Below are 17,190 nucleotides of genomic sequence, written 5' to 3'. Positions count from 1 at the left end.
AGACTGCTGTTGTGGTCCGGGCCACATCTACGGTCCCGGCCATGAGCGCAGACACCAGCCCCGCCATCGAGCTACGGGGCGCGAGCAAAACCTTCAGGACCCCGTCGGGGGGTCTGCACACGGCTGTCAGGGAGCTTGATCTCACTGTCGGGCGTGGCGAGTTCGTGGCGGTCGTCGGCCCCACGGGCTGCGGCAAGTCGACCACGCTGACCCTCGTCAGCGGGCTGGAAGAGCCCTCCGAGGGCGATGTGCTGGTGGCCGGTGAGCCGGTCTCCGGCGTCGGCGACAAGGTCGGCTTCGTCTTCCAGCAGGACGCCACCTTCCCCTGGCGCACGGTCCTGTCCAACGTCATGGCGGGCCCCCGCTTCCGTGGCGTACCGAAGGCCGAGGCAAAGGCGAAGGCGCGCGAGTGGCTGGCCCGGGTCGGGCTGTCCGCCTTCGAGGACCGCTATCCGCACCAGCTCTCCGGCGGTATGCGCAAGCGCGTCGCGCTCGCCGCGACCTTCGTCAACGACCCCGAGATCCTGCTGATGGACGAGCCGTTCTCGGCGCTCGACGTGCAGACCAGGGCTCTGATGTCGGACGAGCTCCTGGAGTTGTGGGAGGGCACCGGCGCCTCGGTCGTCTTCGTCACCCACGACCTGGAGGAGTCCATCGCGCTGGCCGACAAGGTCGTCGTGATGACCGCCGGGCCCGCCACCGTGAAGCAGGTCTTCGACATCGACCTGCCGCGGCCCCGCAAAGTCGAATCCGTGCGCCTGGAGCCGCGGTTCATCGAGATCTACCGCGAGATCTGGGAGTCCCTCGGCGAAGAGGTCCGCATCACGCGCGAGAGGGGTGCGGCCAATGTCGCCTGACGTCATGCCCGAGGCCCAGGTGGCGCTGACCATGACCGAGCCCGGCAACAAGACGGACCGCGCCCATTCACGCGCGCGTGCCGCCCGTCAACGCAGGATCGGCGTCGGGGCGGCGAGAGTGCTGCTCCTGGTCGCCGTTCTCGGCCTGTGGGAATGGCTCGCGCGGGCCAAGGTCATCGATCCGTTCAACTTCTCGATGCCCTCGAAGATCTGGGACCAGATCTACACCTGGGTCATGCACGGGACCGCGCTCGGTTCCCTGGGCGAGCAGATCTGGTACACGCTCCAGGAGGCGCTGGTCGGCTGGATCATCGGTGTGGTCGCCGGTGTCGTGCTCGGTATCGCGCTCGGGCGGATCACCTTGCTCGCCGACATCCTTGGTCCATACATCAAGGTGCTCAACTCCATACCGAGGATCGTCCTCGCCCCGATCTTCGTGATCTGGTTCGGACTCGGACCGGCCTCCAAGATCGCGTCGGCCGTCGTGCTCGTCTTCTTCCCGGTGTTCTTCAACGCCTTCCAGGGCGCCCGCGAGGTCGACCGCAACCTGGTGGCCAACGCCCGCATCCTCGGCGCCAGCGACCGCAGGGTGACCCTTCAGGTGGTCATCCCGTCCGCGACCTCCTGGATCTTCACCAGCCTCCACGTCAGCTTCGGCTTCGCCCTCATCGGCGCGATCGTCGGCGAGTACATCGGCGCGACCAAGGGCATCGGCCTGCTCGTCGCGCAATCGCAGGGCACCTTCAACGCGGCCGGTGTGTACGCCGCGATGGTGATCCTCGCGGTCGTCGCCCTCCTCGCCGAAGGCCTCCTCACCTTCGCCGAGAACCGCATCTTCCGCTGGAAGCCGTCGGGCTCCGACAGCTGAACGGCCCCTCGGGCCAACCCTGTTGACGAGGCCCCCCTTCCTCCCCGCACCGCACCCTCACAAGGACGTGAACCGCCATGCGCAAGACCGCCAGATACACCGCCCTGGCCGCCTCGGGCCTGCTCGCCCTCTCCTCCCTCACCGCCTGCGCCAACGACGCGGCCTCCACCGCCTCCACCGGCTCCGACGGCAAGGGCGAGAAGGTCAAGATCATGGTGGGTGGCCTGGACAAGGTCATCTACCTGCCCGCGATGCTCACCCAGCGGCTCGGCTACTTCGACTCCGAGGGCCTCGACGTGGAACTGCTGAGCGAACCGGCCGGCGTCCAGGCCGAGACCGCGCTCGTCTCCGGGCAGGTCCAGGGGGCGGTCGGCTTCTACGACCACACGCTCGACCTCCAGGTGAAGGGCAAGTCGGTCGAATCCGTCGTGCAGTTCTCGCAGGCGCCCGGCGAGGTGGAGGTCGTGTCCACCAAGGCGGCCGGGAAGGTCACGTCGGCCAAGGACTTCAAGGGCAAGAAGCTCGGCGTGACCGGCCTCGGCTCCTCCACCGACTTCCTCACCAAGTACCTCGCCGTCAAGAACGGCGTCAATGTCAGCGACTTCACCCCGGTCGCCGTGGGCGCGGGACCGACCTTCGTCGCCGCGCTCCAACAGGGCTCCATAGACGCCGGTATGACGACCGACCCGACCGTCGCCACGATCCTCGACAAGAAGGCCGGCAAGATCCTCGTCGACATGCGGACGCCCGAGGGATCGCAGGCGGCGCTCGGTGGACCGTATCCCTCGTCAAGTCTGTACATGCAGACGGACTGGGTGAACAGCCACAAGTCCACTGTGCAGAAGATGGTCAATGCATTCGTCAAGACGCTCAAGTGGATGTCCACCCACAGCGCCACCGAGATCGCCGGCAAGATGCCCGCCGACTACTCCCAGGGCGACAAGGCGCTCTACGCCGCCGCGATCAAGAGCACGCTGCCGATGTTCACCAAGGACGGCGTGATGCCGACGAACGGCCCGGAGACCGTCGAGAAGGTGCTCAAGGCGTTCAACCCCACCATCAAGAACGCCGATGTGGACCTCGACAAGACATACACGACCGAGTTCGTGAAGAACGCGACAGGCTGACAGCCCCGCCGTCGGCATCCGTATAGGTGGAAGGGGTACGGCCCCTTCCCCCGCCCACACAGGCCGTGCCCTCAGGCGCGGGTCGCCCACACGTAACGGTGTTCCGGGCGGCCCGCGTCGCCGTATTTGAGCGTCAGCCTGGCCCGTCCGGTGCGTTCCAGGAGCTTCAGATAGCGCTGGGCGGTCTGCCGGCTCACGCCTGTGCGGTCGGCGATCTCCTGGGCGGACAGGGGGCCTGCGGCGTTCATCAGGCACTGGCGCACGAGTTCCGCGGTGGTGGGGGAGTGCCCTTTGGGCAGCCCGGGCTCCGACGGCGTGGACAGGGCGCCGAAGATGCGGTCCACTTCCGCCTGTTCGGCCTCGCCGCCGCCGTCGAGGGTGCGGCGCAGTTCCGCGTACGCCTCCAACTTGGCCCGCAGGCCCGCGAAGGCGAAGGGCTTCACCAGGTACTGCAACGCGCCCTGCCGCATCGCCGCCTGGACGGTCGTCACGTCCCGGGCCGCCGTCACCATGATCACGTCTGTCTGGTGGCCCCGTCGGCGCATCTCCTGGACGACCGCCAGTCCCGTCTCGTCGGGCAGATAGTGGTCCAGCAGGACCAGGTCCAGCCGGGGCAGTGTCTCCAGCCGGTTCAGCGCCTCGGCGGCGCTGTGCGCCTCGGCCGCGACATGGAAGCCCGGCACTTTCTCGACGTAGGCGGAGTTGACCCGCGCGACCCGGGTGTCGTCGTCCACGACCAGGACCTCGATCATCGCGACTCCTCCTCGCCGACGGTCTCCCCGGAGGCGGCGAGGGCGGGCTCCAGGTCCGGCTCCGTCAGCGCCTCGGGCAGCACGACCACGAACTCCGCACCCCCGCCGTACGCCTCCGTCACCACCGCGCTGCCGCCCTGCCGTTCGGCGAGCCGACGCACCAAAGAGAGCCCGATACCGCGTTTGCCGTGTGCCGGGGGCTTCTTGGTGGACCAGCCCTCCGTGAAGACCAACTCCCGTTGTTCCTCCGGGATCCCGGGTCCCGTGTCGCGCACCCGGAGCACGGCCGTACGTCCTTCCGTCCGCAATTCGGCCTCCACGCGTGCGTGCGGTGTGCCCGCGACGGCGTCGAGCGCGTTGTCCACCAGGTTGCCGACGACAGTGACCAGCCCGCGCGGGTCGATCAGCCGGTCCGGCAGCCAGGTCCGGTCGGAGATCCACAGGGCGACGCCCCGCTCGGCCGCGACGGTCGCCTTGCCCACCAGGAGGGCGGCGAGCAACGGGTCCTGGATCTTCTCGGTGACCTGCTCGGCGGTGGCCCGGTGGTCGCCCACCACCTCGCCGACGAACTCCACAGCGTCGTCGTACATCTCCAGTTCGAGCAGCCCCAACAGGGTGTGCATGCGGTTGGCGTGCTCGTGGTCCTGGGCGCGCAGGGCGTCGATCAGGCCGTGCGTCGAGTCGAGTTCGCGGCCGAGCTGCTCCAGTTCGGTGCGGTCGCGCAGGGTGGCGACGGCGCCGCCGTCGTCGGTGGGCATGCGGTTGGTGACCAGCACGCGCTGCCCGCGGACGGCGAGCAGATCGGTGCCGGTCACCCGGCCGGCCAGGACATCGGTCGTCCGTCCGTCACCGAGCGCCTCGTCCAGGGACCTGCCGACCGCCTCGTCGCCGATGCCCAGCAGCCGCCGCGCCTCGTCGTTCAGGAGCCGTATGCGGCCCGCGCGGTCCAGGGCGACGACGCCCTCCCTGATGCCGTGCAGCATCGCCTCGCGCTCCGAGAGCAGCGCCGAGATGTCCGAGAAGGCCAGGTCCCGGGTCTGTCGCTGGACCCTGCGGGAGATCAGCCAGGCCGCCAGCGCGGCCACGGCGAGAGCGCCCCCCGCGTACGCCAGCAGCCCGGGGATCGTGCTGATCAGTTGCGCGCGGACGCTGTCGTACTTGATGCCCACCGAGACGGCCCCGACGATCGTGCCGTCGGCGTCGCGCAGGGGCACCTTGCCGCGGGCCGAGCGGCCCAGGGTGCCCTTGTCGATCTCCTTGACCTCCTGGCCGGCCAGGGGCTCGCCGGGAGAGGTCGAGACGAACCGGCCGATCTCGCTCGGAGTCGTGTGCGACCACCGCATGCCCCGCCAGTCCATCACGACCACGTACTCGGCCTTGGTGGCCTTGCGGATCCGCTCGGCCTCCTTCTGCACGGGCCCGTTCACACTCGGGGGCGTGTTCTGCACGTCCCTGATGATCTGTGGCTGCTGTGCGGTGGTCTGGGCGATGGCCAGGGCGCGGTTCATCGCCTCCTGGTCGAGCTGTTTGCTCAGCGGCGCCAGGAACAGCCCGGTCGCCAGGACCGCGACTCCCGCGGCGATCGCCAACTGCATCAGCAGCACCTGCGAGAACACCCGCCGCGGCAGCCCGAGGCGACGGCGACGTGCGGGGGGAGTGGGGCTCATACCCATGACGGTACGTGGAGGGCCGGGGCCTGCCCCAGGGGTGTGGTGCGGATCTCTTGACCAATTCTTGGGAAAACGGCTCCCAGGAGCAGCCTGTTTTCCGAGGACGTAGGTCAGGGCCCCGCTGTCGCGAGAGTCAACCCGTCGGCGCCGTCGTCAGTTCGCGCACCGCCACCACGTCCATCCGCGCCGGTGAGCCGAGGACCGACGTCCCGCAGCTCTCCGGGCGGGGCGGCAGAGAGGCGCCCTGGGCGACGATCACCCGCCAGTGGCGTCCGTCGACGTGCGCGACGGTCACCTCCCACCGCGGTGCGGCCCCGTCCGTCCGTACGACACTCAGCGCGTCCACCGCGTACTCGCCCGCCGCCGTCCGCACGGCCAGCTCCGCCGCCTGGCCGGGCCGCTCCCATGCCGAACCGCCCCGGCAGCCCTCGACGACCACCCGGCCCTCCTGGACGCCGTGCAGGATCTCCTTGACGGCGTGGGCCTCGGCCCGCCCGTACGCGTATCCGTACGGCAGGACGAGCACGGTCGGCGAGAAGCGGTGACCCCCCAGATGGGTGACCTCCCAGGCGCCGTCGACTCCGGAGGCGGCCAGTTCCGCCGCGAGAGGGCGACCGAGGAGTGCGCAGCAGCGGTCGCGCTTGCCGTTGGTGCACACGAGCGCGAGCGGGTCAGCGGTGTGGACCCGCCCGCCGAGCGCCGAGCCGAACGAGCGCGGGTCGCCCGCTCCGAGGGCGGCGAAATCAAGGGCGAGCAGGTCTTGCGGTTCGGTGGTCGTGGCGCTGTGCAGCCATGCGTTTCCGGGAACGGTGTGGGCCGCGTACACCTGGCGCACCCGTGACGGCGCGGGGTCGGCGTGCCGCCCCGGGCGGCGGATGAGTGCGATCCGCACGCCTGTGTGCGCGGCGGCCGCTTCCAGGGCACGCCCCAGTGCGGGGTCCAGGTGGCTCGAAGTGAGCGCTTTGGCACCCCAAGGACCGGGCTGTTCCAGGAGCAGCCACGTCGTCGCCGTGGCCGCGGTTCCGGAAATGGGCTCGTCGAGGTCCCGAGAGACGGTCGCGCACGTACTCACAGAGGTGAGCCTAACCTGACTTGACCCGGGGCGACTTCCGGCCGTGCTCGTGTCCTACTCCGGTAGTGGCTGGGGCGGTTTCGGCCCTACGTAGTGACCGCTGGGCCGCATCCGCAGCGGGCGCTCGCCGTACTCCTCCAGGGCGTGCGCGATCCAGCCCGCCGTACGGGCGACGGCGAAGACCGTCTCGCCCGCCGTGGAGGGCATCCCGGAGGAGACGGTGAGTACGGCGAGCGCCAGGTCGACGTTGGCGTGCAGCGGGGTGTGGCGGGCGGTGGTGGCCACGATGTCTCGCGCCGCCGCGAGGGCGGGCCCGGTGCCCGGGATCTCCTCCAGGAGTGCGAACAGGGCACGCGCGCGTGGGTCTTCGCCCGGGTAGAGCCGGTGGCCGAGTCCGGGGATGCGGCGGCCGGCGCGCAGTTCGTCGGCGACCACCGGGGCCGCGTCGCCCTGGTCGAGCACGTCGAGCAGCAACCGGTGCGCCAGGCCGCTGGCCGCGCCGTGCAGCGGCCCTTCGAGCACGCCCAGGCCGGAGGAGACGGCCGCGTAGGCGTGCGCGCGGGCCGAGGCGGCGACCCGTACCGCGAGCGTGGACGCGGCCAGGTCGTGGTCGACGAGCAGGCCAAGTGCCGTGTCCAGGACGCGCAATGACGCCTCGTCAGCTGGTTGCCCGCTCAGCCGGGCCCACAGGCGGTGGGCCAGCGAACCCTCGTCGCGATGGGCGCGCCGCACCGGCGGCAGGGCGGCGACGAGGGTGGGGATGAGAATGCGTGCCGTGCCGAGCACGGCGTCCTCGGACAGGTCGAAACGCAGCGGGTCCGCCGTCGCCGCCGCGATGGCCGCGACACGCAACCGGTCGGTGGGGCCGGTGTGTTCGGGCAGCGCGTCCACCGCGCGGCGGGCGACGGCGACGGCCGACTTGGGCGCGGTGAACGTGATCCCGGGACGCAGCTCCCCGGTCCACAGCCACTCGGCGATCTCTTCGTAGGAGTGGCGCGCGGCCAGCTCGGTCGCGTCGACGCCCCGGAAGTAGTAGCGGTCCTTGTCGATGAGCGTGATCCGGGTCCGCACGGACAGCTCGCCCCCGGAGCCCGAACTCCCGCTGCTCTCCCGCCTGTTGCGCCGGGCGAGCGCCTGCACCTCCTTGGCGTCGAAGGTGCTGCCCCGGCCGCTGGGCTCACGTCTGCTGCCCAACTGCCCGCGACTCACGTACGCGTACACGGTCTCGGGCTTCACGCCGAGCAGCTCGGCGGTCTCCTTGGTGCTCAGTCGGCGCTCGGGGTGACCGGGAGCAGGTTCTTGATCGCGCATGAACGACACCGTATCCATCTGTCGATTGGTTGATTCAATCAATATTGACAGAGATTGAGTCAACCATGGACATTGAAATCAAGTCCAGGGAGGAAACATGTCCATCAACAGGACCACAGCCACTCGTGTCGAGGTACCGCGAGGACTCGCGGGCGTCGTCGTCACCGACACCCGAATCGGTGACGTCCGGGGGACCGAGGGGTTTTACCACTACCGCCAGTACTCCGCCGTCGAACTCGCGCAGACCCGCGGCTTCGAGGATGTCTGGCATCTCCTGGCCCACGGCGAACTGCCGGACGCCGAACGGAGCGCCGCCTTCGCCGCGGAGACGGCCGCGCTGCGCCGGCTGCCCGACGAGGTGCGGGCCGCGCTGCCCGCCGTGGCGGCGGCGAGCGGTACGTCCGGACCGCTGTCCGGCATGCGTACGGCGTTGTCGCTGCTCGGCGCCGCGAAGGGCTTCCGGCCGGTCTACGACATCGACGCCGACGCGCGTCGCGAGGACGCCCTCGTGGCCTCCGCCGCCGTACCGACACTGCTGACCGCGCTGTACCGGCTGGGGCAGGGGCTCGACCCCGTGGAGCCGCGCGAGGACCTCTCCTACGCGGCCAACTACCTCTACATGCTGACGGGTTCGGAGCCGGACAAGCAGCAGGCCAGGGCGATCGAGCAGTACTTGATCTCCACCATTGACCACGGATTCAATGCGTCAACGTTCACCGCGCGAGTCATCGCGTCGACGGGGGCGGACGTGGCGGCCTGCCTGGTCGGGGCCGTAGGGGCGCTCTCGGGCCCGCTGCACGGCGGCGCGCCCAGCCGCGCCCTGGACACCCTGGACGCGATCGGCACCCCGGACCGTATCGCCCCCTGGATCCGCGAACGAGTCCTCGCCGGCGACCGCATCATGGGCTTCGGACACGCGATCTACCGCACGGAGGACCCTCGTTCCCGGATGCTGCGCGAGGTCGCCCAGCAGTTCGGCGGGTCGCGGGTCGAGTTCGCGGTCGAGGTGGAGCGGCAGGTGGAGGCCATCCTCGCGGAACTCAAGCCGGGCCGCGAACTCCACACGAACGTCGAGTTCTACGCGGGACTGGTCATGGAACTGTGCGGGCTGCCGCGGGAGATGTTCACCCCTACGTTCGCGGCCGCGCGGGTGGTGGGGTGGAGCGCGAACGTGGTGGAGCAGGCGGAGGACTCGAAGATCATCCGGCCGGTCGCGCGGTATGTGGGGACCGAGGCGCCGGTGGCGGTCCCGCTGATGAGCTGAGGCGGCCCCGGAAACGCGTGTGGCCTGGTGCCGTTCTGGCGCCAGGCCTCATGGGTGGTGATCGAGCAGTGACGGGGGTGGCGGGCTGCTCGCCGGTAGGTGCCGGACTCGCTCACGGTTGCGGGCGGCCGGGGAACGGGGACGGGACGGTCTTTGGTGGACGCGTGCTCGTGCGGGGCTGTCAGGCGTCGGGGATGTCTGCCTTGGCTCGAATCAGCGTTTCCCGACTCACGACGACGATGCGTTCGTAGTCGGCGCGTGCGGCGTCCGCGGGCAGTTCACCGTCCAGCGCCTCGGTTGCCTCGGTGCCGATGACGGCGAAGTTGCCGTCACTGAGTTCGAACACATCGGGGCAATTGGCTCCTGAGTTGCTGCCACGGGCACTCGGGGGCACACCGATGCGGCGCACGATCTTCAAGGGTTACCGGTCCTTACACAAGGTGTGGGCACAGCTGTGATCAGCAAAGTACTGTGACACACGAGGTCTGCGTGGCGACATTGAGAAAGAATCACCCGGCTGTGTACGTGATGCTGAAGGGTTGACGTGTGGTGCCGCGTCAGTGAGGTCAGTCGGCCGGTGGGGTGCCCACCACCCACCACTCGTCGGTCTCCGCCTCATCGAGGTCCGTGACCAGGCCGTCGACGATACGGCCGATCACGGCCTCGTCGGACGACTCGCTCAGGGTCGCCCGCTGAGCCTGCGACGCCTCCCAGTACTCCCGGAACAACGGGCTCTGGAAGAACTCGCGCAGATACCTGTACAGCTCGTCCCGGTCCAGGATCCCGGCCCGATACAGATGGAAAAGGTGGACGTACCACGCGTTGGCATAGAAGAACTGCCGGCGCTTCTCCACCGGGATGCTCTTGTCGTAGGTGTCTATCACCGCGGCGAGGGAGGGATCGTCGATGGCGCGCGCCAGCAACTCCCAGTGCATACGCTGCTGATGCGCCAGAGCCTTGCGGCGGATCGCCAACTCCTCCAGTTCCAGGCGCCGTTCCTCCAACCGTTGTTCGGCCAGGCGGGCGGCTTCCAGGTGTCGCTGGCGTGCCGCCAGTGTCATCGTCGCGGTGGCGAGCAACAGGCTGAGCGCCGCGGAGCCGACCCTCCCTACCGAGTACTTCCTTGTGGCCATGTCAACAACCCCCGAATCAGGCGGCCGTCCGCCGTTCGCCGGGGTGCGGGTCGACTGATGGGCGGCGCTTGCCATCTCCCAGAGTGCCGAGCGGCTCTGATCGGCGGGGAGGCGGAGAGGAGGCGCACGGAGGGAAGCGAGGGTCGCACGAACCGGCGCCTTCCCCAACGTCTGCCCCGCAAGTGCTGCTAACAATCGTTCACTTCGCGGCGATTCTTCCGGCTCGTATCCTGGGGCGGCATTCAACCTCCGTACGTGTGCCGGACCGCGAGCCGGTGCACGCGTCGGCGTGAAAGAGGTCGCACGTTGAGCCAGCAGAGCCCGGGCGCAAGCCCGCAGATCCCCGTCGTCGTACTCGCCGGATTCCTCGGTTCCGGCAAGACGACCCTGCTCAACCATCTCCTGCACCGCAGCGGAGGCAGTCGTATCGGGGCGATCGTCAATGACTTCGGGGCGATCGAGATCGACGCGCTGGCCGTCGCCGGGGCCCTCGGCGACTCGACCGTCTCGCTGGGCAACGGGTGCCTGTGCTGCGCCGTCGACGCCAGTGAACTCGACACTTACCTGGAGCGACTCGCGCGGCCCTCAACCGGTATCGACGTCATCGTCATCGAGGCCAGCGGACTCGCCGAACCGGAGGAACTGGTGCGGATGCTGCTCGCCAGCGAGCATCCGGGGATCGTGTACGGCGGGCTCGTCGAGGTCGTGGACGCCGCAGAGTTCGACGACACCCGCGCCAAGCACCCTGAGATCGACCGGCATCTTGCCCTCGCGGACCTCGTGGTCGTCAACAAGCTGGACCGGGCGCCGGACGCCGAGCGCGTCCTCGGCCTCGTCCGCTCGCTCACCGACCGTGCCGCCGTCGTGCCCGCGACGTACGGCCGTATCGACCCGGAGTTCCTCTTCGACTGTCGGCCGAGCGAGGAGCGCGTCGGGCAGTTGACCTTCGACGATCTGCACGAGCACACCGGCGACGAGCAGCACGCCGGCCATCTGCACACCGCCTACGACAGCCTCTCCTTCGTCGCCGACGACACGCCCATGGACCCGCGACGGCTGATGGCGTTCCTGGACAGCAGACCCGAGGGGCTCTACCGCATCAAGGGGTACGTGGACTTCGGCGCCCACGATCCGCGCAACCGGTACGCCGTGCACGCCGTCGGACGCTTCCTGCGCTTCTATCCCGAGCCCTGGCCGAGCGGCGACCCCCGGCTGACCCAGCTCGTGCTCATCGGTACCGGCCTCGACATGCCGGCCCTCGGTAAGGAGCTGGAGGCGTGCAAGGACGGCGACGCCCCACACGCCGACGAGCATGGCATGTGGGGCGTCCTCCGCTACGTACAAGAGCCGGACCAGGAACCGGAGTTGGACCAAGAGCCGGATCCGGAGGCCTGACCGCGGGTTACACGGGGCCCGCCACCACCGACACCGTCTTCGCCAGTGACACGCCCGAACCGTCGCGTCGCGGGTCCATCTCCGGGAGCTCCGCCGGTGTGCCGTCCCGCTGTGCGGCCTTCGCCGGTACGGCGCCGGCCCAGGCCAGGGAGAGACAGTCCTCGCCCTTCAGGAAGCGCTGGCAGCGGACGCCGCCGGTGGCACGGCCCTTGCGGGGGTACTGGTCGAACGGGGTCAGCTTGGCCGTCGTCTGGACGGAGTCGTCCAGGGTGCCGCGCGAGCCGGCGACCGTGAACACCACGGCGTCCACGGCGGGGTCGACGGCCGTGAAGGAGATGACCTTCGCGCCCTCGGTGAGCTTGACGCCCGCCATACCGCCGGCCGGGCGGCCCTGGGGGCGGACCTGGGATGCCTGGTAGCGCAGGAGTTGGGCGTCGTCCGTGATGAAGACCAGGTCCTCCTCGCCGGTGCGCAGCTCGATCGCGCCGACGATCCGGTCGCCGTCCTTGAGCGTGATGACCTCCAACTCCTCCTTGTTCGTGGGGTAGTCGGGGACCACGCGCTTGACGACGCCCTGCTCGGTGCCGATCGCGAGACCGGGGGAGGACTCGTCGAGGGTCGTCAGGCAGATGACCGTCTCGCCGTCGTCCAGGGAGACGAACTCCGAGATCGGCGCGCCGCCGGAGAGGTTCGGCGCGGACGCCGTCTCCGGGAGCTGGGGCAGGTCGACGACGTTGATCCGCAGCAGACGGCCCGTCGAGGTGACCGCGCCCAACTCGCCGCGTGCCGTGGCCGGGACCGCCGAGACGATCACGTCGTGCTTGGTGCGCCGGGCGTCGGCGTCCTCCGGGAAGGGCTCGCCGTTGGCCGTACGGGCCAGCAGACCCGTCGAGGAGAGCAGGACCCGGCACGGGTCGTCGGCGACCTGGAGCGGCACGGTGGCGGCGGGGGCGCCCGCCGACTCCAGCAGGACCGTACGCCGGTCGGTGCCGAACTTCTTCGCCACCGCGGCCAGTTCGGTCGAGACCAGCTTGCGCAGCTCGGTGTCCGACTCCAGGATGCGGGTCAACTCCGCGATCTCCGCGCGGAGTCGCTCCATCTCCGACTCCAGCTCGATCCGGTCGAACCGGGTGAGCCGGCGCAGCGGCGTGTCCAGGATGTACTGCGTCTGGATGTCCGACAGGGAGAAGCGCTCCATCAAGCTCTGCTTCGCCTGCGCGGAGTTGTCGCTGGAGCGGATGATCCGGATGACCTCGTCGATGTCGACGAGCGCGGTGAGCAGGCCCTCGACCAGGTGGAGGCGGTCGCGCCGCTTGGTGCGGCGGAACTCGCTGCGTCGCCGTACGACGTCGAAGCGGTGGTCGAGATAGACCTCCAGGAGTTCCTTGAGGCCCAGCGTGAGGGGCTGACCGTCCACCAGCGCCACGTTGTTGATGCCGAAGGACTCCTCCATCGGCGTCAGTTTGTAGAGCTGTTCCAGGACCGCTTCCGGTACGAAGCCGTTCTTGATCTCGATGACCAGGCGCAGGCCGTGGGCGCGGTCGGTGAGGTCCTTGACGTCGGCGATGCCCTGCAGCTTCTTCGCGCCGACCAGGTCCTTGATCTTGGCGATCACCTTCTCCGGGCCGACGGAGAAGGGCAGTTCGGTGACGACGAGGCCCTTGCGGCGCGCCGTCACGTTGTCCACGGCGACGGTGGCGCGGATCTTGAAGGTGCCGCGGCCCGTCTCGTACGCGTCCCGGATGCCGGTGAGGCCGACGATCCGGCCGCCCGTGGGCAGGTCGGGGCCGGGGACGTGGCGCATCAGGGTGTCCAGGTCCGCGTTCGGGTAGCGGATCAAGTGGCGGGCGGCCGCGATGACTTCGCCGAGGTTGTGCGGCGGCATGTTGGTGGCCATGCCTACGGCGATGCCCGACGAGCCGTTCACCAGGAGGTTCGGGAAGGCGGCGGGCAGGGCCACCGGCTCCTGCTCCTGGCCGTCGTAGTTCGGGGCGAAGTCGACCGTGTCCTCGTCGATCGACTCGGTCATCAGGTTCGCGGCCTCGGAGGGCCGGCACTCGGTGTACCGCATCGCGGCGGGCGGGTCGTCGTTGCCCAGCGAGCCGAAGTTGCCGTGGCCGTCGGCCAGGGGCACGCGCATGGAGAACGGCTGGGCCATGCGCACCAGGGCGTCGTAGATCGACGCGTCGCCGTGCGGGTGCAGCTTGCCCATGACCTCGCCGACGACACGCGCGCACTTCACATAGCCGCGGTCGGGGCGCAGGCCCATCTCGTCCATCTGGTAGACGATCCGTCGGTGGACAGGCTTCAGGCCGTCCCGGGCGTCCGGCAGGGCGCGGGAGTAGATGACCGAGTACGCGTACTCAAGGTAGGAGCCCTGCATCTCGTCGACGACGTCGATGTCGAGGATCCGCTCCTCGAACGAGTCGTCGGGCGGCGGGGTCTTCGTGCTGCGGCGGGCCATCGCTGCCGGCTCCTCTTTTCTGGTCGCTCGCCTGGGGGTCGCTCCCCTTCGGCTCACTCGTGCTGAAGCGTGAACGGGGTCTGACGTGAACCATTGTGGACCGCGGCACTGACAACGCGGACCAGGACCCGGCGTCGGCCGCTCGGCTCCGTCACCGACGGCTGCCGCGTGGGTCCACGTGTGCGACTGCCCGCAGGCTACGCGATCTCGCTCTGGGCGTACGTCCGCCGGGAACTTCGCCGACGGTCGGCACGCTTGCATACAGTGGCGGGACGAGCAGGATTTCTGCGGTTCCAGCCAGAGAATCCGCGATGGAAGGGACGTACATGCCCATGGGTCACACGGCCACCGCCGAGGCAGGCTCCGGCGGCCTGACAGCGACCGAACACCGCTTGGCCAACGGTCTGCGCGTGGTGCTCTCCGAGGACCACCTGACCCCGGTCGCGGCGGTGTGCCTCTGGTACGACGTCGGTTCCCGCCACGAGGTCAAGGGTCGGACCGGCCTGGCTCACCTCTTCGAGCACCTGATGTTCCAGGGCTCAGGACAGGTGAAGGGCAACGGCCACTTCGAACTGGTGCAGGGCGCGGGCGGTTCGCTCAACGGCACCACCAGTTTCGAGCGCACCAACTACTTCGAGACCATGCCCACCCACCAGTTGGAGCTCGCCCTCTGGCTCGAAGCCGACCGGATGGGTTCCCTGCTCGCCGCCCTCGACGACGAGTCCATGGAGAACCAGCGGGACGTCGTCAAGAACGAACGCCGCCAGCGCTACGACAACGTGCCCTACGGCACCGCCTTCGAGAAGCTGACCGCCCTCGCCTACCCGGAGGGCCACCCCTACCACCACACCCCCATCGGCTCGATGGCGGACCTGGACGCGGCCACCCTGGAGGACGCGCGCGCGTTCTTCCGCACCTACTACGCGCCCAACAACGCGGTCCTGTCCGTGGTCGGCGACATCGACCCCGAGCAGACGCTCGCCTGGATCGAGAAGTACTTCGGGTCCATCGCGTCGCACGACGGCAAGCCCGTGCCCCGCGACGGCACGCTGCCCGAGGTGATCGGCGGCCAGTTGCGCGAGATCGTCGAGGAGGAGGTCCCGGCCCGCGCCCTGATGTGCGCCTACCGCCTGCCGAACGACGGCACGCGCGCGTGCGACGCGGCCGACCTCGCCCTCACCATCCTCGGCGGCGGCGAGTCCTCGCTCCTCTACAACCGCCTCGTACGACGCGACCGTACGGCCGTCGCCGCCGGGTTCGGGCTGCTGCGGCTGGCCGGAGCGCCCTCCCTGGGGTGGCTGGACGTCAAGACGTCCGGTGACGTCGAGGTACCGGTCATCGAGGCCGCCATCGACGAGGAACTCGCCCGGTTCGCCGCGGAGGGTCCCACGGCCGAGGAAATGGAGCGCGCCCAGGCCCAGTTGGAGCGCGAGTGGCTGGACCGGCTCGGCACGGTCGCGGGCCGCGCCGACGAACTCTGCCGCTACGCCGTCCTCTTCGGTGACCCGCAGCTCGCCCTGACCGCCGTACAGCGCGTCCTGGACGTGACGGCCGAGGAGGTCCAGGAGGTCGCCAAGGCACGCCTGCGCCCCGACAACCGCGCGGTGCTCGTGTACGAGCCCATCGCCGACGAAGATGACGAAGCCGACGAAGCAGCGGCCGCGGCCACCGACGAGAACGAGGAGGCGGCCAAGTGACCGAGCTCGCCACGATGGAATTCCACCCGCAGCCCCAGGCGGGCGAGGCCAGGCCCTGGGCCTTCCCGGCGCCCGAGCGCGGCACGCTCGGCAACGGCCTGACCGTCCTGCGCTGCCACCGCCCGGGCCAGCAGGTCGTCGCCGTCGAGGTGCTCCTGGACGCGCCCCTGGACGCCGAACCGGCCGGCCTGGACGGCGTCGCCACGATCACCGCGCGCGCCTTCTCCGAGGGCACCGACAAGCACTCCGCCGAGGAGTTCGCCGCCGAACTGGAGCGCTCCGGCGCCACCCTCGACGCGCACGCCGACCACCCCGGCCTGCGCCTGAGCCTGGAGGTCCCGGCCTCGCGCCTGGCCAAGGGGCTCGGTCTGCTGTCCGACGCGCTGCGGGCGCCCGCCTTCGCGGACAGCGAGGTCGAGCGGCTGGTCCGCAACCGCCTCGACGAGATCCCGCACGAGACGGCCAACCCGTCCCGCCGCGCGGCCAAGGAGCTCTCCAAGGAGCTGTTCCCGGCGACCTCGCGCATGTCGCGCCCGCGCCAGGGCACCGAGGAGACCGTCCAGAAGATCGATTCGGCCGCCGTACGCGCCTTCTACGACCGCCACGTCCGCCCCGCGACGGCCACCGTCGTGGTCGTCGGCGACCTCACCGGCATTGACCTGGACGCGCTGCTCGCCGACACCCTGGGCTCGTGGACGGGCTCCTCCGCCCAGCCGCGCCCCGTGCCCTCGGTGACCGCCGACGACACCGCGCGGGTCGTGATCGTGCACCGGCCCGGCGCCGTCCAGACGCAGTTGCTCATCGGACGGGTCGGATCCGACCGGCACGACCGCGTGTGGCCGGCCCAGGTGCTCGGCACGTACTGCCTCGGCGGCACCCTCACCTCCCGCCTGGACCGCGTCCTGCGCGAGGAGAAGGGCTACACCTACGGTGTGCGGGCATTCGGCCAGGTGCTGCGCTCGGCACCCGACGGCACCGGCATCTCGATGCTCGCCATCAGCGGCTCCGTGGACACCCCGAACACGGGTCCCGCGCTGGACGACCTGTGGACGGTGCTGCGCAAGCTCGCGGAGGGCGGACTCACCGACGCCGAGCGGGACATCGCCGTACAGAACCTCGTCGGGGTGGCGCCGCTCAAGTACGAGACCGCCGCGGCCGTGGCGAGCACCCTGGCCGACCAGGTCGAGCAGCACCTGCCCGACGACTACCAGGCGACGCTGTACCGGCAGCTCGCCGCGACCGGCACCGTAGAGGCCACCGCGGCGGTCGTGAACGCCTTCCCGGTGGACCGTCTGGTGACGGTCCTGGTCGGTGACGCGGAGCAGATCAAGGAGCCGGTTGCGGCTCTCGGCATCGGTGAAGTGACCGTCGTCCCGGCCGAGTAGGGAGCCGGGTAGCGGCACGCGCGCGTGTGGGGCCCTGGTGGCTGAGGCGTCACCAGGGCCCTCTCATGTCCGAATTGGGGGAGAGGTTGCCTGTCTGCCCTGTGGCATGCGCTACAAAAACCGTGATCCGTTTGGGGATTGAAAGTGGCCCCCCTTAGCGTCGGTCCGGCTGTCCGTCAGGCACCGCGCCGCACC

Annotated in this window: 14 protein-coding genes; 7 read left to right on the top strand and 7 right to left on the bottom strand. The window is 69.9% G+C overall.

The features are described from left to right. The first annotated feature begins 41 nt into the window (after window positions 1-41). From AB0M63_RS09335 to AB0M63_RS09325, 3 genes are all read left to right on the top strand, one after another. Window positions 42-857 (top strand): ABC transporter ATP-binding protein, encoded by an 816-nt coding sequence (locus AB0M63_RS09335; RefSeq protein WP_355902215.1) that lies wholly within the window; start codon window positions 42-44, stop codon window positions 855-857. Beyond that, window positions 847-1,725 (top strand): ABC transporter permease, encoded by an 879-nt coding sequence (locus AB0M63_RS09330; RefSeq protein ID WP_355902213.1) that lies wholly within the window; start codon window positions 847-849, stop codon window positions 1,723-1,725. Before AB0M63_RS09335 ends, AB0M63_RS09330 begins: the two co-directional genes overlap by 11 nt. A gap of 77 nt (window positions 1,726-1,802) precedes the next feature. Next, on the top strand, window positions 1,803-2,852 hold the full coding sequence (locus AB0M63_RS09325) for an ABC transporter substrate-binding protein (protein WP_366018946.1): 1,050 nt from the start codon (window positions 1,803-1,805) through the stop codon (window positions 2,850-2,852). 71 nt (window positions 2,853-2,923) lie between these two features. Here AB0M63_RS09325 and AB0M63_RS09320 read toward each other — a convergent pair whose 3' ends face one another. From AB0M63_RS09320 to AB0M63_RS09305, 4 genes are all read right to left on the bottom strand, one after another. Continuing rightward, window positions 2,924-3,604 carry a response regulator gene (locus AB0M63_RS09320; protein ID WP_355902209.1) on the bottom strand — a complete coding sequence of 227 codons (681 nt, stop codon included), beginning with the start codon at window positions 3,602-3,604 and terminating at the stop codon, window positions 2,924-2,926. Continuing rightward, a complete protein-coding gene (locus tag AB0M63_RS09315) occupies window positions 3,601-5,271 on the bottom strand; it encodes a sensor histidine kinase (RefSeq protein ID WP_366018945.1) in 1,671 nt (556 codons plus the stop codon). The genes AB0M63_RS09320 and AB0M63_RS09315 overlap by 4 nt, the downstream gene beginning before the upstream one ends. Window positions 5,272-5,407: 136 nt before the next feature. Continuing rightward, a complete protein-coding gene (locus AB0M63_RS09310) occupies window positions 5,408-6,346 on the bottom strand; it encodes a sucrase ferredoxin (protein WP_366018944.1) in 939 nt (312 codons plus the stop codon). 54 nt (window positions 6,347-6,400) lie between these two features. Further along, window positions 6,401-7,657 carry a citrate synthase gene (locus tag AB0M63_RS09305; protein ID WP_355902203.1) on the bottom strand — a complete coding sequence of 419 codons (1,257 nt, stop codon included), beginning with the start codon at window positions 7,655-7,657 and terminating at the stop codon, window positions 6,401-6,403. A 97-nt stretch (window positions 7,658-7,754) separates the two neighbouring features. Between AB0M63_RS09305 and AB0M63_RS09300 the strand changes: the two genes are divergently transcribed. Continuing rightward, complete coding sequence (locus AB0M63_RS09300; protein WP_355902201.1) at window positions 7,755-8,921, top strand: citrate synthase/methylcitrate synthase; 1,167 nt, start codon at window positions 7,755-7,757, stop codon at window positions 8,919-8,921. 181 nt (window positions 8,922-9,102) lie between these two features. Here the strand turns inward: AB0M63_RS09300 and AB0M63_RS09295 are convergent, their stop codons facing one another. Beyond that, window positions 9,103-9,339 (bottom strand): hypothetical protein, encoded by a 237-nt coding sequence (locus AB0M63_RS09295; protein ID WP_086772214.1) that lies wholly within the window; start codon window positions 9,337-9,339, stop codon window positions 9,103-9,105. 148 nt (window positions 9,340-9,487) lie between these two features. Further along, window positions 9,488-10,054 (bottom strand): DUF6082 family protein, encoded by a 567-nt coding sequence (locus AB0M63_RS09290; RefSeq protein WP_355902198.1) that lies wholly within the window; start codon window positions 10,052-10,054, stop codon window positions 9,488-9,490. 306 nt (window positions 10,055-10,360) lie between these two features. Here AB0M63_RS09290 and AB0M63_RS09285 point away from each other — a divergent pair, with 306 nt between their 5' ends. Further along, window positions 10,361-11,449 carry a GTP-binding protein gene (locus AB0M63_RS09285; protein WP_366018943.1) on the top strand — a complete coding sequence of 363 codons (1,089 nt, stop codon included), beginning with the start codon at window positions 10,361-10,363 and terminating at the stop codon, window positions 11,447-11,449. Between the two features lie 7 nt (window positions 11,450-11,456). On the opposite strand, the gene AB0M63_RS09280 is transcribed toward AB0M63_RS09285, so the two are convergent. Continuing rightward, window positions 11,457-13,913: a DNA topoisomerase IV subunit A gene (locus AB0M63_RS09280; RefSeq protein ID WP_355902194.1), complete on the bottom strand. Its 2,457-nt coding sequence runs from the start codon at window positions 13,911-13,913 to the stop codon at window positions 11,457-11,459. A gap of 332 nt (window positions 13,914-14,245) precedes the next feature. Between AB0M63_RS09280 and AB0M63_RS09275 the strand changes: the two genes are divergently transcribed. Both AB0M63_RS09275 and AB0M63_RS09270 read left to right on the top strand, forming a co-directional pair. After that, entirely contained in the window at window positions 14,246-15,610 is a 1,365-nt protein-coding gene (locus tag AB0M63_RS09275; protein ID WP_355902369.1) for a pitrilysin family protein, read from the top strand. Beyond that, window positions 15,607-16,995: a pitrilysin family protein gene (locus tag AB0M63_RS09270; protein ID WP_366018942.1), complete on the top strand. Its 1,389-nt coding sequence runs from the start codon at window positions 15,607-15,609 to the stop codon at window positions 16,993-16,995. Before AB0M63_RS09275 ends, AB0M63_RS09270 begins: the two co-directional genes overlap by 4 nt. The last annotated feature ends 195 nt before the right edge of the window (window positions 16,996-17,190 follow it).

Origin of the sequence: Streptomyces sp. NPDC051576 (assembly GCF_040681835.1) — a bacterium.
Taxonomy (GTDB): Bacteria; Actinomycetota; Actinomycetes; order Streptomycetales; family Streptomycetaceae; genus Streptomyces.
This window is presented reverse-complemented; position numbering and strand designations above follow the sequence as displayed.

Excerpts from the sequence above, each read along its gene's own strand:
- AB0M63_RS09335 (WP_355902215.1), top strand. The coding sequence starts at position 42 with ATGAGCGCAGACACCAGCCCCGCCATCGAGCTACGGGGCGCGAGCAAA.
- AB0M63_RS09330 (WP_355902213.1), top strand. The coding sequence starts at position 847 with ATGTCGCCTGACGTCATGCCCGAGGCCCAGGTGGCGCTGACCATGACC.
- AB0M63_RS09325 (WP_366018946.1), top strand. The coding sequence starts at position 1,803 with ATGCGCAAGACCGCCAGATACACCGCCCTGGCCGCCTCGGGCCTGCTC.
- AB0M63_RS09320 (WP_355902209.1), bottom strand. The coding sequence starts at position 3,604 with ATGATCGAGGTCCTGGTCGTGGACGACGACACCCGGGTCGCGCGGGTC.
- AB0M63_RS09315 (WP_366018945.1), bottom strand. The coding sequence starts at position 5,271 with ATGAGCCCCACTCCCCCCGCACGTCGCCGTCGCCTCGGGCTGCCGCGG.
- AB0M63_RS09305 (WP_355902203.1), bottom strand. The coding sequence starts at position 7,657 with ATGCGCGATCAAGAACCTGCTCCCGGTCACCCCGAGCGCCGACTGAGC.
- AB0M63_RS09300 (WP_355902201.1), top strand. The coding sequence starts at position 7,755 with ATGTCCATCAACAGGACCACAGCCACTCGTGTCGAGGTACCGCGAGGA.
- AB0M63_RS09290 (WP_355902198.1), bottom strand. The coding sequence starts at position 10,054 with ATGGCCACAAGGAAGTACTCGGTAGGGAGGGTCGGCTCCGCGGCGCTC.
- AB0M63_RS09280 (WP_355902194.1), bottom strand. The coding sequence starts at position 13,913 with ATGGCCCGCCGCAGCACGAAGACCCCGCCGCCCGACGACTCGTTCGAG.
- AB0M63_RS09275 (WP_355902369.1), top strand. The coding sequence starts at position 14,246 with ATGGGTCACACGGCCACCGCCGAGGCAGGCTCCGGCGGCCTGACAGCG.